Annotated in this window: 14 protein-coding genes; 9 read left to right on the top strand and 5 right to left on the bottom strand. The window is 54.6% G+C overall.

Annotated elements, in window-relative coordinates; genetic code table 11:
- Positions 1-12: 12 nt before the first annotated feature.
- The 4 genes from G437_RS0108285 to G437_RS0108270 are packed head-to-tail and all read right to left on the bottom strand — an operon-like array spanning position 13 to position 2,932.
- Positions 13-408: a Fur family transcriptional regulator gene (locus tag G437_RS0108285; RefSeq protein WP_024332096.1), complete on the bottom strand. Its 396-nt coding sequence runs from the start codon at positions 406-408 to the stop codon at positions 13-15.
- Positions 386-1,276, bottom strand: coding sequence for a metal ABC transporter permease (locus tag G437_RS0108280; RefSeq protein WP_024332095.1), 891 nt, complete (start codon positions 1,274-1,276; stop codon positions 386-388). The genes G437_RS0108285 and G437_RS0108280 overlap by 23 nt, the downstream gene beginning before the upstream one ends.
- Complete coding sequence (locus G437_RS0108275; protein WP_024332094.1) at positions 1,269-2,051, bottom strand: metal ABC transporter ATP-binding protein; 783 nt, start codon at positions 2,049-2,051, stop codon at positions 1,269-1,271. The genes G437_RS0108280 and G437_RS0108275 overlap by 8 nt, the downstream gene beginning before the upstream one ends.
- Positions 2,036-2,932 carry a metal ABC transporter substrate-binding protein gene (locus tag G437_RS0108270; protein WP_024332093.1) on the bottom strand — a complete coding sequence of 299 codons (897 nt, stop codon included), beginning with the start codon at positions 2,930-2,932 and terminating at the stop codon, positions 2,036-2,038. Before G437_RS0108270 ends, G437_RS0108275 begins: the two co-directional genes overlap by 16 nt.
- A gap of 123 nt (positions 2,933-3,055) precedes the next feature.
- Here G437_RS0108270 and G437_RS0108265 point away from each other — a divergent pair, with 123 nt between their 5' ends.
- The 5 genes from G437_RS0108265 (at position 3,056) to dusB (ending at position 9,322) form a co-directional block, all read left to right on the top strand.
- Positions 3,056-4,246 (top strand): sugar ABC transporter substrate-binding protein, encoded by a 1,191-nt coding sequence (locus tag G437_RS0108265; protein WP_024332092.1) that lies wholly within the window; start codon positions 3,056-3,058, stop codon positions 4,244-4,246.
- A complete protein-coding gene (locus G437_RS0108260) occupies positions 4,247-5,770 on the top strand; it encodes an ABC transporter permease subunit (RefSeq protein WP_024332091.1) in 1,524 nt (507 codons plus the stop codon).
- A 1-nt stretch (position 5,771) separates the two neighbouring features.
- The gene (locus G437_RS0108255; RefSeq protein ID WP_024332090.1) at positions 5,772-6,650 is read left to right on the top strand and encodes a sugar ABC transporter permease; all 879 of its coding nucleotides are present in this window, start codon (positions 5,772-5,774) and stop codon (positions 6,648-6,650) included.
- An 87-nt stretch (positions 6,651-6,737) separates the two neighbouring features.
- A complete protein-coding gene (locus tag G437_RS0108250; protein ID WP_024332089.1) occupies positions 6,738-8,120 on the top strand; it encodes a glycine--tRNA ligase in 1,383 nt (460 codons plus the stop codon).
- The gene (gene dusB / locus G437_RS0108245; RefSeq protein WP_029769487.1) at positions 8,114-9,322 is read left to right on the top strand and encodes a tRNA dihydrouridine synthase DusB; all 1,209 of its coding nucleotides are present in this window, start codon (positions 8,114-8,116) and stop codon (positions 9,320-9,322) included. Before G437_RS0108250 ends, dusB begins: the two co-directional genes overlap by 7 nt.
- Here dusB and G437_RS0108240 read toward each other — a convergent pair.
- Positions 9,319-10,569: a hypothetical protein gene (locus tag G437_RS0108240; protein ID WP_070622397.1), complete on the bottom strand. Its 1,251-nt coding sequence runs from the start codon at positions 10,567-10,569 to the stop codon at positions 9,319-9,321. The two genes, dusB and G437_RS0108240, sit on opposite strands and share 4 nt — an antisense overlap.
- Positions 10,570-10,677: 108 nt before the next feature.
- Between G437_RS0108240 and G437_RS0108235 the strand changes: the two genes are divergently transcribed.
- From G437_RS0108235 to G437_RS0108220, 4 genes are all read left to right on the top strand, one after another.
- The gene (locus G437_RS0108235) at positions 10,678-11,970 is read left to right on the top strand and encodes a deoxyguanosinetriphosphate triphosphohydrolase (protein WP_029769486.1); all 1,293 of its coding nucleotides are present in this window, start codon (positions 10,678-10,680) and stop codon (positions 11,968-11,970) included.
- 42 nt (positions 11,971-12,012) lie between these two features.
- The gene (dnaG, locus tag G437_RS0108230; RefSeq protein ID WP_024332085.1) at positions 12,013-13,947 is read left to right on the top strand and encodes a DNA primase; all 1,935 of its coding nucleotides are present in this window, start codon (positions 12,013-12,015) and stop codon (positions 13,945-13,947) included.
- A 64-nt stretch (positions 13,948-14,011) separates the two neighbouring features.
- Positions 14,012-14,704, top strand: coding sequence for a signal peptidase I (gene lepB / locus G437_RS0108225; protein ID WP_024332084.1), 693 nt, complete (start codon positions 14,012-14,014; stop codon positions 14,702-14,704).
- Positions 14,701-15,360 (top strand): ribonuclease HII, encoded by a 660-nt coding sequence (locus tag G437_RS0108220; RefSeq protein ID WP_024332083.1) that lies wholly within the window; start codon positions 14,701-14,703, stop codon positions 15,358-15,360. Before lepB ends, G437_RS0108220 begins: the two co-directional genes overlap by 4 nt.
- Positions 15,361-15,371 lie beyond the last annotated feature (11 nt).

Genomic DNA, 15,371 nt, shown 5'->3' with positions numbered 1-15,371 from the left:
AAGACTATAGTTTTAATGACGCTTTGAACAATCCTGACAGATACCGAATAGGTCCACAGAGTGTGTTACGTCGCTAAAGCCGCATTCGTCGGCTACTTTGCGCACCCATGCTTCGAACTCGGGGCCGGAAACGTCCACTGTTTTTCCGCAATTTCGGCACACGATGTGATGGTGGTGCCTGTCTGTGTTGCAAATCCTATAGAGTGCTTCGCCCTCGTCGTTTTTAATTACATCCACTTCGCCGGAATCGGTAAGGCGCTGCAAGTTGCGGTAAACCGTTGTTAGTCCAACGTTTGAGCCCGATAGGGAAAGGTCTGTAAAAATTTGCTGCGCAGAGCGGAAACTATTAGATGTCTTCAGGTTTGCTAATACTGCCTCGCGTTGCTTAGTGTTGCGCTGTTCCGCCATTTTTCCTCCTGAAACGTCCCTTAAGGGCAAGGATACCCGGGCGTGCAAATGCCACAACAGCGTAGAGGAAAATCGCCATAACCACAATCGTGGCCCCCGACGATACAGGATAAAAGTAAGACACAGCTAATCCACTGAGGCAGAGCGCGGTACCGAAAAATGCCGCCAGAGCCATAGTGGAACTAAAAGACGAAGTAACAAGCTGAGCTATTGCCACTGGGACAATCATTATTGCCGAAACCAGCAACACCCCCACCACGCGCATAGCGGTAGATACTGTAAGAGCCGACACGATTGCGATAAGGGTGGTCAGAGCTCGCACTGGAAGCCCGCTGGCGAGGGCGAATTCACTGTCGTGGCAAAGCGAGAAGAGGGCGGGACGCAGACCCAGGCCAACTCCCAAAATTAGTGCTGCAAGGAGCCCGGTCAGCACCACATCCGCCCAAGACACCGAGGCAATGGAACCGAATAGGTACCCGTTAAGATTGGCGGTTGTGCCGCCCGCTAGGCCAATAAGGAGCACGCCCCCCGCAATGCCGCCGTAAAACAGCAGTGACAGGGCTACGTCGCCGGAAGTGCTTCCCTTGGCCCGCACCACCTCGATTAGCACGGCGCCTACAACGGAGGCGGCAACCGCGCCAGGGACGGCAAGGGCGTCCGAGCTGGTCAGATTCATGGCGTTGCCAACCAGCCACCCCAGGGCAACCCCGGTCAGTGCTACGTGGCCAATTCCATCTCCCAACAGCGCTAGCCGCCGTTGCACTAGGTAGGTGCCCATCACCGGGGCCGAGATGCCCACCAGCAGAGCAACTATTAGGCTGCGCTGCATAAACGGGGTGGTTAATAGTGAAAAGAGAGCTTCAACCATTGTGACTTTCAGTAGGTAGGGGGCCTTCGCTGAGTTGCGGAGAAAGGTTGCCTACAGGAGGGCCTAGGTGGCGGTGACCGGTCGCGGCTGCGCCTGGAAGCGGGCCGGAATGGCTAATGTGCCCTCCGCGGACGGTCACTCCGCGGTCAAAGAAACTGGTCAAAGGGCCTGTCTCGTGCATGACAATCAAGAAGGAACGCTCGGGGCTGCGCAACCCCTGCAGCGTGCGGGCGAGCGTATCTAGTGAATGCAAATCAATTCCCGCAGCTGGCTCGTCCATAATTATAAAATCTGCTTTCCGCACCAGTGCGCGCGCAATCAGCACGCGCTGCTGCTGCCCACCCGAAAAAGTCTGCACCGACTCGTTGGCGCGGTAGGCAAGGCCCACCTGGTCGAGTGCTTGCAGCGCCCGCTCTCTGTCTCCCCGTCGGTAGCGCATCCGGCCCCTGCCAAGGCAACCCGCCATAACCACCTCCAAGGCGGTAGCCGGCACTCCGGCCGCCGCCGTGAGCCGCTGGGGAACGTAAGAAACGCGCTTCCACTGAGTAGATTTTCGCAATTGCGCGGCAGGGGTTCCGTAAAAACAAACGCTTCCACTTTGAATTGGGTTAATCCCAACTAGGGCCTTCACCAGTGTGGACTTACCTGAACCATTGCCTCCAAGCAGCGCTACGGCCTCGCCCTTGTGAATATCTACAGAGAGGTCGTGCAGGATGGTTTTCCCGGAGAGGCAAACGCTCAGATTTTTGACCTGCAGGGCTAATTCGTCTTGCACTTTAGGGCTTTCGCTACCTTTCTAAGGTTGGAGTCCATGACTTGGAGGTAGTCACCTTTACCTGTTTTGGATTCTAGGGGGTCTAGCACTTCGGATTTTATTCCTAAATCCTTCGCCATGGTCTTAGCCGTCTTCTGGTTGATCAGGTCTTCCGAGAAGATTACTTCAACGCCGGCGGATTTTGCCGCGCCTTGGATCTTAGACAATTGGGCGGGGGAGGCTTCTTGCTCTGGATCGAAGCCGGAAAGTCCTAGTTGAGAGAAGTGGTAGCGTTCGGCAAGGTAACCATAGGCTTCGTGGGAGACTACGATTTTGTCGAGCTTGCAGTCGGCTAGGGTAGTGGCGTAGTTCGCGTCGAGTTTTTTCAGTTTTTCGCTTAGCGCCCGCGCGTTTTTAGCAAACTCCTTTTTGAGCTCAGGAGCGGCCTTTTGGAGAGCTTTTAGGACGGGAGTAATTGTCTTTTCTAGGCGCACCGGATCAAGCCAGAAATGGGGGTCTAAGTCCTGGCTTTTTGTTGCGTTAGCACTTTCGTGTTTGTAAATGGGTACCAGCGAGGCAGCTTTAGAAACGTCTGCGACGGTAGACGGCTCCGCTTGCGCTATTGCCTGGTCAACGGCCTTTTGGAAACCTTTCTGGTAGATAACTGCGTCGGCTTTGGAAAGGCTAGCCACGTCTTTGGTGGATAGTTCGAGGTCGTGTGGTTCGGCGCCAGCGGGGGTAAGGGATTCCACGGTAACAGCTTGTCCGCCAATTTCTTGGGCTAAGAACTGCAGGGGATAGAACGAGGCTAGAACGTTTACTTTGTCGGTCCCCGAATTGGTCGTAGCGCAACCTGAAAGCGCTAGGGTAAGGGCGGCTAGGAGGGCAAGTGTTTTCTTCATGTCTGCAGATTAAGAGTAATGAAAACGGTTGTCAACAATGTAGGTTTTCTATAGTTCTCCTCACCCTGGTAGTTCCGGAGTAGAGTGTCTATGTAAAAGTTCATTCAGAGACGAAGGAACCGCATGCGCAAACGCGTTTTTTTGGCCTTTGTAGTTACAACTATGCTCGCGCTCGCCGGATGTAGCGATGCTGCAACGTCGGCTAGCTATGGTCCTCTAACGCTGTGGACCGATGGTGTGCGTTTCGAAGCGATGAAAAAGCTGGCGGCAGATTTTGAAAGCCAGGAGCAAATAAAGATCAACGTGGTTATGCGCGAGGGCGATGCGGTTACCGACGACTTTGTTCAGCAGGTCCCTTCAGGGAAGGGGCCAGATTTGATTGTCACCGCCCACGATGGTCTCGGCAAGCTGGTTGAAAATGGTGTGGTAAATCCAGTAGATATTCCCACAGAGGGATTCCGTCCCGAGACCATAAAAGCGGTTACCTACGATGGCAAGATCTACGGCGTGCCGTACGCGAGTGAAAATCTGGGGCTGGTCCGCAACGACGAACTGACTAAAGCAGAACCAAAAACGTTTGCGGAAATGATTGAAGCTGGTAGGGCAAGTGGGGCAGAATATCCGTTCGTCATCGATCAGGATCCCGAACTAGGCGACCCTTACCATATGTATCCCTTCCAAAATTCCTTTGGGGCCCCGGTATTCAAGTCCGACAAATTCGGCTATACCACTGAATTGGGGATGGGCTCCGAGGGAGGCAGCAAGTTCGCCCATTGGCTAGCGGAGCAAGGGAAAAACGGGTCTATAGATGCTCACATTACAGGCGATAAATCAAAGCAACTTTTTCTTGACGGCAAGGTAGCTTTTCAAGTTACTGGACCGTGGAATACCTCGGCATACAAGCAGGCAGGCCGGCACATAACAGTTCTGCCCATTCCGTCCGCTGGCGGGCAAAAAGCGGCCCCGTTCCTTGGGGTGCAGGTCTTCTTTGCTTCCAATAAAACCTCTAATCCAATCTTGGTGCGCAAGTTTTTCGACTATGTTGCCTCAAAGAGGGGCCAGCAAAAACTCTTTGAGGTTGATCCTCGGGTGCCGGCACAAAAGCAGATTGCTCAGAATATGACCGACCCCGTGCTCAAGGGATTCTTGGCAGCAGGAAAGGGGGCAGCCCCAATGCCGGCGCTGCCCCAGATGGGATCTGTGTGGAAATTCTGGGGAGCTACCGAACTAAATATTCTTACAGGAAAGCAAGATCCCGACCAGGGCTGGCAGAAGATGATTGCGAACATCCGAAACGAAATGGAGGCCAAGTAAATGCGCTCCAATTCAGTGCGCTTTAGCGCGGGGACAATGGTCAAGCTAGCGCTAATGGCAGCTCTCAATGCTTTCGGCCTCTACTGCCTATTTGCCTGCTGGGCGGCCGGCTCCGTATATCTGTTTGTTGCAGTCCTTGTTTCGTTGCTCATAATAGATGCCGTTTATTTTTCCAAACGGGCTTTGCCTGGGAAATATTTGCTTCCCGGAATGGTGTTCTTACTAATATTCCAGCTCTTTGTGATGGTGTACACCGGCTACATCGCGTTCACTAACTACGGCAGTGGGCACAATTCTTCCAAAGACGATGCGGTTTCTGCGATCGTCGCTAAATACGAAACACGCATTAGTCCCAAGGTGCCAGCAAAGGTAGTTACTTCTTTGGGGAAAACTGGATTAGCTATTGTAAAAGATGGCACTGTCTACGTTGGCGAGGACGGAGCAAAAATGGAACCAGTTCCCGGAGCTAAGGTGAAGGGAAACGAAATTGTTTCGGTCCCCAATTGGAAGGTCGCTAATTTCGCTCAGGTAGTTTCCGACCAGGTAAAAATTAGTCAGCTGCGAGTACCTGCTCAAGAAAAAGGCGCCTGGCGCACCGAAGACGGCGAAAGTGCCTATATCGCCCAATCGACCATAAAGTACGACCCGGGTCGTCACACTATGACTGATACTCAAACGGGCAAAGTATACAAAGAAACCGAGCAGGGCCAATTCACTGCCTCAGATGGAACTTCTCTCACGCCAGGCTGGAGGGTTGCGGTAGGGGCTAAAAACTTCAAAGATATGGTTACTGGAACCGAGATAGGGGTCCCGTTTTTCAAATCACTTTTGTGGACCTTTGTTTTCGCGATCTGCTCGGTTGCCTCAACCTTCGCCTTCGGATTGATACTGGCCCTGATATATAACGATAAACGCGTGCGCGGGCGCAAGATCTACCGCTCACTGTTCATTTTGCCCTATGCGTTCCCAGGGTTTTTGGCGGCACTGGTTTGGAAGGGGATGTTGAACCAGAAATTTGGTTTTGTAAACACGGTGCTTTTGCACGGAGCTTCTATTCCTTGGCTGAGCGATGGGACGCTAGCAAAACTCGCCATTTTGGGGGTCAACTTGTGGTTGGGATTTCCCTACATGTTCCTTGTGTGCACGGGCGCGTTGCAGGCGCTTCCCGAGGACGTAATGGAGGCAGCGCGCATCGATGGGGCAGGATGGTGGCGCAGGCTCAGATCTATAACGCTGCCGCTCGTCCTCGTCGCCACGACGCCGCTGTTAATCTCTTCTTTTGCATTCAATTTCAACAACTTCGCTCTGATCTATATGCTCACCGGCGGGGGACCTCAGTATCCTGGCAATCCGCTCGGTGTGGGCGAGACCGACATTCTAATTTCGTTTGTATACACGGTTGCTTTTGACTCGGGGGCAAAGAACTACGGCTTGGCCTCGGCGATGTCGTTGGTCATCTTCGTAATCGTGGGGTTGATCGCCTGGATTTCGTTTAGGCGGACTAGGACGCTGGAGGAAATATAAATTGAGTACTAATACTCTGGGTAGGTCTAAAAAGAGATTCGGGACTTGGCTGAAACAGGTTGGGTGGAAACACCTGCTGGCTCTTCTCGTCATCATCTACTGTCTTTTGCCCCTGCTTTACGTGCTTTCTACCGCGCTGCAAGAGCATGCGACGCTAACAGGGTCGAACAACCTATTCGCATCTTTCTCTCTGGCGAATTTCGCTGCCCTAGGAAAAACCAAATTTTGGACTTGGGCACTCAATTCGCTTTTCGTTTCTTCAGTGACTGCTGTTGGCGCCGTACTAATGGGGGCGTGCGCGGCCTACGCTTTCTCGCGTTTTAGATTTCGAGGGCGCAGGGCAACACTGACTTTTCTGCTGCTGGTTCAGATGTTCCCCCAGATGCTCGCTTTCGTGGCCATCTACCTGTTGCTTTTGGCTATAGGGGAGGTTTTTCCCGCCCTCGGCCTAAATTCGCTACTTACGCTCATCTGCGTCTACCTGGGAGGAGCGCTCGGTTCTAATACGTTCTTGATGTACGGGTTTTTCAATACTATTCCCACTTCCTTAGACGAGGCTGCCCGCATCGATGGGGCTTCCCATGCCCAAATATTTTGGGGCATAATCATGCGCCTGGTAACCCCGGTGCTAGCAGTTGTGGGGTTACTTTCGTTCGTGGCTACCTTCGGTGACTTCGTCATAGCTAGGGTCGTTTTGCAAGACGAATCCAAACTCACGCTGGCCGTGGGGTTGTTCCAATGGTCGGCCGACGAACGCACGGCGCCGTGGGGGCAGTTTGCTGCGGGAGCCGTAATTGCCGCAATTCCGGTGATCGTATTGTTCTTGTTCTTGCAAAAGTACATCGTATCGGGTCTTACCGCGGGTTCGGTGAAGGGCTAGCTTCGGTTAGGACCGCGTGGGGCTTCTAGGTAGACTGGACCAGACGGTTCACGCACCAGCCAGGTGCGCCAACAATAAGGAGTCAACGTGGCATCTCGCCTAGATTCGGTAATTTCGTTAGCAAAGCGGCGCGGATTCGTTTTCCCGTGCGGTGAAATATACGGCGGCACCCGGTCTGCCTGGGACTACGGTCCACTGGGCGTGGAACTGAAAGAAAACATCAAGAAGGCTTGGTGGGGGCGTATCGTGCGCGAGCGCGACGACGTTGCCGGGCTGGATTCTTCGGTAATCTTGCCTCGCCAGGTTTGGGAAGCTTCCGGGCACGTAAAGGCCTTCACAGATCCCCTCATCGAATGCCAGGCTTGCCACAAACGCCTGCGCGAAGATCAGTTGGTTGAAGAATATGCCCAGAAGAAGGGCATCAGTGAAGATCAGGTAGACATTGCCAGCCTCGCTTGTCCTAATTGTGGAAACCGCGGTAAGTGGACAGAGCCAAAGGCGTTTTCTGGCTTGCTAAAGACTTATCTGGGGCCGGTGGACGACGAATCGGGTTTGCACTACTTGCGTCCCGAGACTGCTCAGGGAATTTTCGTCAACTTTGCCAACGTAATGTCGTCTGCTCGTAAGAAACCGCCGTTTGGCATAGCCCAGATCGGTAAGTCGTTCCGGAACGAAATTACCCCTGGTAATTTCATTTTCCGCACCCGCGAATTTGAACAGATGGAGCTCGAATTCTTTGTGGAGCCTGGCACGGACGAGCAGTGGCACCAGTACTGGATAGACCAGCGTTGGTCCTGGTATACAGACCTGGGAATCTCCGAGGAAAATCTGCGTCTGTACGAACATCCGAAGGAAAAGCTTTCGCATTACTCCAAGCGCACCGTAGACATCGAATTTGCCTTCGGGTTCCAGAACTCGAAGTGGGGCGAGCTAGAAGGTATTGCAAACCGCACCGACTACGACCTCTCTACACACGCCAAGGCTTCCGGCTCCAAGCTCGACTATTACGACCAGGCCAACGACAAGCGTTGGACTCCCTATGTAATTGAGCCGTCTGCGGGGCTAACCCGTTCTCTCATGGCTTTCCTGGTGGAGGCATACACACAGGATGAAGCTCCAAACACCAAGGGCGGGGTAGACAAGCGCACCCTGTTGCGCCTAGATCCCAGGCTAGCCCCGGTAAAGGCCGCTGTGCTGCCTCTGTCTAAGAAGCCCGAACTGGGTGAGCCGGCTCGCGCTCTCGCGAAGGAATTGCGCAGCATCTGGAACGTAGACTTTGACGATTCTGGAGCGGTGGGCCGCCGTTACCGTCGTCAGGACGAAATAGGTACCCCGTACTGCATTACCTACGATTTTGATTCGCTCGAGGACGGGCAAGTTACGGTTCGCGACCGCGACACCATGGCTCAAGATCGCATCGCAATTGACCAGGTCAAGAACTATCTACTAGACAAGATCGGCATTTGCTAAAGGAAGTTAAGATCGGTCCCCTCGCCTTGGGAGTGCCAATGATGCTGGCCCCCATGGCGGGCGTGACTGATGTCCCATTTAGGCGTATCTGCCGCAGCTTCGCCCAAAATGCGCTCGAGGATTTGGGGTTTTGCTCTGCTGGCGGGAAAGGCAGGGCACCTGCGGGGCTATATGTAACCGAGATGATCACTGCCCGGGCACTGGTCGAGGGCAATGCTCGTACACTAGACATGATCAAACCGGATCCTACCGATCCGGTAAAGTCAGTCCAGTTTTATGGAGTAGACCCAGCTACTACTGCGGCAGCGGCAGCTAAAGCAGTCGCCTGTGGGGCAGCTGAGCATATAGATCTAAATTTCGGTTGTCCAGTTCCCAAGGTAACTCGCAAGGGTGGAGGATCAGCCTTGCCGTGGAAACTTGGGCTGCTACGTGACATTTTGGAACGTACTCGCAAAGCTCTGGATCGCGAGGCGGGTCCGGGGAATGTTCCGCTGACTGTAAAAATGCGCACCGGCATAGACTCTGAGCACCAAACTATTTTTGACGCGGCAAAGATCGCCCAAGATGCGGGCTGCGCTGCGGTGACTTTGCATGCCCGCTCTACGGCTGAATACTATTCCGGGCATGCCAACTGGGATTTGATTGGCGAGCTCAAGGCAAAAATGACCATCCCTACTTTCGGCAACGGGGATATTTTTAGTGGTACTGATGCGGTACAGATGATGGCTAAAACAGGCTGCGACGGGGTAGTAGTTGGCCGCGGCGCGCAGGGCCGTCCCTGGATATTTGCTGATATCGTCTATGCTCTTGCCGGTTCTTCGAAGCGGGTTCGTCCTTCTCTTGGGCAGGTGCGCCAAATTCTACTGGATCATGCCACTTTCATGAGTGAGTGGAGTGGCAACGAGGAGCGTGCTATGCGCGAGATGCGCAAACACGTTGGCTGGTATATGCGCGGATTTTCAGTTGGTGGCCAGCTCAGGCACGATCTAAACCTAGTGTCCACAGTTGGCGAACTGGATAATCTGCTGAGCGGGCTAGATCTGGATCAGGAGTATCCGGCGGCTGCTAGTGGAGCGCGGGGCCGAAAGGGCAAACCTAAGCGGCCTCACCTGCCCGAAGGGTGGTTGGACTCCAGGGAGCTTTCGCCCTCTCAAATGCGCATGGTTGCCGAGGCCGAGTCCCGCGTTGCGGATGGGGGCTAGGCCGAGACAGGTCGGAACCAGGCGCAGCTGCCCGGTTCTACTGACGGTATTGCCTCTACGCCGGAGGGAGCAGATACGTGTACCCGGCGCATTGACTGCGGAATGTACTGGGTGGTGTTCGAGGTGTTAAATACCGTAACTAGCGATCCCGACGTAGCAACGAGCACCTGGTTGCGGGGGTAGGCTTCGGCCTCGACCCACGACCATGACGATTCCCCTAGCTGGTAGTGCCTGCGCAGCGAACTTGCCTGCACGGCAGTCGAAAATGCCGAGGACGAATCTTCGGCTTGGAGTTCGCATTCTGAGGTGGTGTCCTGAATTAGTTTTGTCGATTCTGCCGCTACTTCGGGGGAAAATTCGGGAGTAATTAGTTCCGGTTTGGCTGTTTCCTCGCCGGAACGCATGTACACGCATCCGGGCAGGGCTAGTACTAGGGAGGTTACCGCCCGGATTCTTTCTGAGATGGAGTCGTGTTCAGGCTTGTACCAGGCCAGGTCGTCGAATACTCCCAGGCGCCACCGTTTGGTAGAGGGGGGAGTTATTGACCAGGCAAGACCAGATCCTGAGGTGTTGTGGTCGCGAATGGTAGTGACGATAGTCGAGAGGAAGTCTATTGCTTCGAATTCCACCCGAATTAGACCGTCGTCGCGCACCTGATCCAAATAATCCGCTGTCAGCAGACCTTGAAGCCCCTCTTGCGTATTAGTTGTAGCACTTGCGGCCAGTAGTCCATCGTGAGGAATAAAGGTGGTTACCTCGGAGCGAGCATTTTGCATGTATTCGCTGTACCAGCTAAACAGTTCGGGAGCTGACGAGTCGTTGGCGAGCATGCCGAGGTCAATACCATCTGCGCCGGCCTCTAGAGCAGCCGATAGGTGGCGAATGGGGTCGGGGGCCTCGTAGCCAAGCGCGCAGGCTGGATTAGAGCTAGATACCGGTTCGTGGGTGTAGATATTGCCCGAAACTCGAACAATCACTTTCAGGTGGATTTTGTGGGCGGCCTGGACAAATTGCCTTAGGCATTGGTCTTTCCCCAGTTGCACAAAAGCGGGGCGCAATTCCACGGCGGTTGCCCCCAGATGTGCTACCCAGGGCAGATGGGCTGTAGCAGCTTGTACGCCTTGGCTATCTAAAAATCCGCGGAAGTCATAGATGAGTCCGTTGCGCCACCACGGCTGGGTCCCCCTCGTCGGGGGATGGATGCGGTGGGTACAAACAGTACCCGGTAGGGAAAACGGAACACTCACCTATCCATTGTGACCCGATGCACCCGAAAAAGAAAATGGACGCTCCCACATAGCCTAATTTTTGTTTCTAACGAGGGCGAACACGTCCGGAATAGATACACTGGCAAGGTGAGTGACGCACGCGCTGGAAAAGAACCTGCTCTGGCCATATCGGCCTACTCAAGTAAAGATCGCCAAAGGCATGTCGAAGAACCTCCTAAATCTCAACTTAGGACCGAATTTGAACGCGACAGGGCGCGTATATTGCACTCTTCGGCACTGCGTCGTCTTTCTGCGAAAACTCAGGTGATGGGGCCCGTCAATTCAGACTTTGCGCGCAACCGCCTGACCCATTCGCTCGAAGTAGCCCAGGTGGGGCGCACTCTAGGACGCGAGCTGGGCTGCGATCCAGACGTGGTGGATGCTGCCTGTCTCAGTCACGACATAGGGCATCCGCCGTTTGGGCACAATGGCGAACGGGCTCTCAACCAGGTCGCGGGCGAATGTGGGGGTTTCGAAGGAAATGCGCAGACTTTTCGGATTCTCACCAGGCTCGAACCAAAAGTCATAGGCCCTGCTGGCCAACCAGCAGGAGTTAACCTCACTCGCGCATCGCTGGATGCTGTTCTCAAATATCCATGGCAGAGGGGGCAGGGCCCAGATCGGCAGAAGTCGGAGCGCAAATATTGTGTCTATTCCGACGACGTTGCCGCCTTCGATTGGGTGCGGCAGGGAGCCCCTGCTGGCAAGCGTTGTTTGGAAGCGCAAATAATGGATCTGTCTGACGACATAGCCTATTCGGTACACGACGTCGAAGACGCAATTGCGATGGGTAAGGCGAAGCTCTCAGAGCTATACAACTACGATGTGCAACAAAAAATTTTCGACTGTACCCGCACCTGGTATGGCAACAAAATTAGCGAGGACTCCCTCTCCAGTGCTCTCGACCGCCTACTGGGCGCTAATTTCTGGCTGCGAGATTTTAACTGGACCTACCACGACGAGGCGGCGCTTAAAGATTTGACCTCTGAGCTCATTGGACGTTTTTGCGGAGCGGCCCACGACGCCACTCGCGAAGCGGCTGGGCAAGGGCCGCTAACCCGTTACGCGACAGATTTGGTAGTACCTGCCGAGACAACCGCTGAAATTCTGGTTCTGAAGGGGATAGCGGTCTATTACGTCATGGCTCCTCGCGAGATGGAACCGGTCTACCTGAACCAGCGGACCACGCTTTTCGACCTCGTCGATGCCCTTTTGGAAGGTGGTCCCTCACTTCTTGAACGTCCCTTTGCGGATGCTTGGCGTAGAAGTGGAAACGATGCTGAAAGACTTCGCGTGGTTATAGATCAGGTGGCCTCTCTTACCGACATTTCCGCTAACCAATGGCACGGGCGCATCTGTGGGATGCTCTCGGGCATCTAGCTATCTTTTCGTAACCGTCCAGCCAGCCATTACACTGGGCATGTGGCAGGACTAATTAAGCGCGAAGACATAGATGCGGTTCGCGAGGCCACCCGCATCGACGAGGTTGTCTCAGACCACGTGACATTGCGGCCCGCAGGAATTGACTCTATGAAGGGCCTATGCCCTTTTCACGACGAGCGCACTCCCTCCTTCCACGTGCGCCCACAGATGGGGCTTTGGCACTGTTTCGGTTGTGGTGAGGGCGGGGACGTCTTTTCGTTTGTCCAGAAAATAAATCACATCTCGTTTACTGAGGCAGTCGAATTTTTGGCTGCCAAGGTAAACGTCACGCTGCACTACGAAGATGGGGTCTCTTCGCGTTCGCCCGAAGAGGCTTCAATGCGCTCGCGGATTATTGATGCGAACCGGCTGGCCGAGGAGTTTTTTGTTTCTCAACTTGCAACTAAGCAAGCAAGGCCCGGAAGGGATTTTTTAGCCTCGCGGGGGTTCGGGCCGCAGGTAGCTGCCCATTTTGGAATTGGTTATGCACCAGATGCTTGGGATGAGTTGCTGCGACTGCTGCGGTCAAAAGGGTTTACGGAGGCGCAGATTCAGGCTTCGGGGTTGGTCTCGCAGGGGGCGCGTGGCATCTACGATCGTTTTAGGGGCCGCCTAATTTGGCCTATTCGGGATCTTACTGGAACTACTGTGGGGTTTGGGGCTCGCAGACTAGGCGAGGACGACAAGGGCCCTAAGTATTTGAATACCCCCGAAACGGTCGTGTACAAGAAGTCACAGGTGCTGTACGGGATTGATCTGGCTAAGAAAGAAATTGCCAGCTCGCGCAAACTAGTCGTGGTGGAGGGGTATACGGACGTAATGGCTGCCCATTTGGCGGGTGTGCCGCAGGCGGTGGCAACCTGTGGGACGGCTTTTGGGGCTGGGCACGTGCGTATTGCGCGGAGGCTCATTGGCGATTCCGCTGATCCGGCGGCCGGGGTAATTCTTTCGTCTGGCAAAGCCCGTGGGGGCGAGGTAATTTTTACCTTCGACGGTGATGAGGCTGGCCAGAAGGCGGCGTTGCGGGCGTTTCGCGAGGACCAGAACTTTGCCTCCCAGACTTTTGTGGCGGTGGAGCCGAACGGTCTTGATCCCTGCGATTTGCGCATGGCGAAAGGCGATCAGGCAGTGCGGGCTCTTGTAGATTCGCGAGAGCCTCTGTTTGCTTTTGTAATTCGTTCGGTTCTTTCGTCTTTGGATTTGGATACGGCTGAAGGCAGGGTAGCGGGCTTGCGCGCGGCAGCCCCGGTTGTCGCCCGCATTAGGGATAGGGCTTTGCGGCGCGAATATGCGCGTGAGCTTTCCGGTTGGTTGGGTATGGATTCTACAGAGGTAATGAGGGCGGTAAATCATTCTTCGTCCTCTCACCCGGTTCCGTCGTCGGAGGCAATGGCTGGTGCGGGAATTCCTCTTCCGCCCTCGCCCAAGGCTTCGCAGGATCCGATTACACGCTTGGAGCAGCAGTGCTTAGAGGTGGTTTTGCAGCGTCCGGGCGATGCGATTGGGGCTGGTTTCGACCAGCTTACGGGGGAGGCGTTTTTAGCTCCTACCCATAAGGCAGTTCACGATGCCATTCGAGCAGCCGGGGGGCTGGCGGCCTTTGCGAAGGCTTCTGCATTAAGTGCTCCCACCGATGAGGCGGGGCAACGAGCTGCCCAGACGCAATGGTTGGAGTCGATTCTTGACGAGGGCGGCGATTTTGTTGCCCCTTATATTAGGCAGTTGGCGGTTAGGCCGCTTCATCAAGATGACCCGGCTAGAATGCGCGACTACGTGCAGGCTATAGTGAAGGCTTTGGTGGGGATGTCGCTAACTCGAAGTGCGGCGGCGCTGCGCTCTCAGCTGGGGCGTCTAAAACCTCAAGATAGTCAGTACAACAGCGTGTTTTCAGCTCTCATGGAGATCGAGAAGCAGAAGCGGGCATTGCGTGGGTAGAGCCAAAATGCCGCATCCGGGGCGGCGGGCTAAGATGAACCCGTATATCTTTTGAAAGGACACCATGGGCAAACATATGCAGGGTGAGGGCGAAGCTGACGCAAAAGCGAAGCATCCGGTTCTCTCTTCTATAAAAGAGATCCTGGTGATAGTCGTTGTTGCTGTTTTGCTTTCTGTGCTTTTGAATACGTTTGTGGCGCAGCCGTTTCGGATTCCGTCTTCGTCGATGGAAAACACCCTGCTGATTGGCGACCAGGTGCTGGTCACTAAATTTGACAAGCAGGTAAAACGCGGGGATGTGGCTGTCTTTGAGGATTCCCAGGGGTGGCTAAAGGGGCAGGACGTGCCTGAATCTTTTTCAGATAAAATTCGGCGGCTAGCTTTTTCGCTTGTGGGTAAAGGTAAGGAACCAAAGCAATACTTAATTAAGCGCGTCATTGGGGTTGGCGGAGACAGGGTGCACTGCTGCAGTGCCGACGGAAAGATTTCGGTCAATGGCACGGTCATCGACGAACCGTATTTGAAACCTGGCACCCATCCCTCCCTGATTCCTTTTGATGTCAAGGTGCCGGCTAATTCGTATTGGATGATGGGGGACAACAGGGATAATTCGGGCGATTCGCGACTGCACATGTCCGGGCCGCTTTCGGGAGCTATAAGCGAAAAGGACATTGTCGGGCCGGCCGGTCGCATTATGTGGCCGGTGGAGCGGTGGGGGAAAATAGGCCATCGGGAAGTTTTTAATTCGGTGAAATGATTCATCCAACTCGGCAAATTGAGCTTGAACTTGCTTCCCGCTACGGCGTGGTGGCTGCCATGGACGAAGTCGGCAGGGGTGCTATTGCCGGGCCAGTTGGGGTCGGGTGCGTTTTAGTGAGGGCGCAGATGGGGCCGGTACCCGAGGGGCTGGCGGATTCAAAACTTTTGCGGCCCAAGGCACGTTGTGCCCTAGTAAAGCTGATCCAGGATTGGGTGTGTGAGTATGGGTTGGGATATGCCAGCAATGAAGAAATAGACCGGTGGGGGATTGTTGCGGCGTTGCGTTTAGCCGGGCGGAGGGCGCTGGCACAGGTTTCCGCACCTGGAGTGGTTCTGCTAGACGGTAGCCATAACTGGCTTTCGGTGCCTGATCCGGATTTGCTTACTCCTGCCGATCACCCAGACTTAGATCCGTCTCTGCCTTCGGTGCCCCCGGTGGTGACCCAGGTTAAGGGCGATGCGAACTGTGCTGCGGTGGCTGCGGCCTCGGTGCTAATAAAGGTAGCTCGCGACCGTATTATGGAGCAGCTTGTAGATCCTGGCTACGATTGGGCTTCGAACAAAGGCTATGCGTCTAAGGCCCATAAGCTCGGGCTGCAAACGCTCGGGGTGTCGCCATTTCACCGACGCTCCTGGCACCTACCGGGAATCTGAGTCGGTGGTCT

Source organism: Winkia neuii subsp. neuii DSM 8576 (genome assembly GCF_000420405.1).
Classification (GTDB): domain Bacteria; phylum Actinomycetota; class Actinomycetes; order Actinomycetales; family Actinomycetaceae; genus Winkia; species Winkia neuii.
This window is presented reverse-complemented; position numbering and strand designations above follow the sequence as displayed.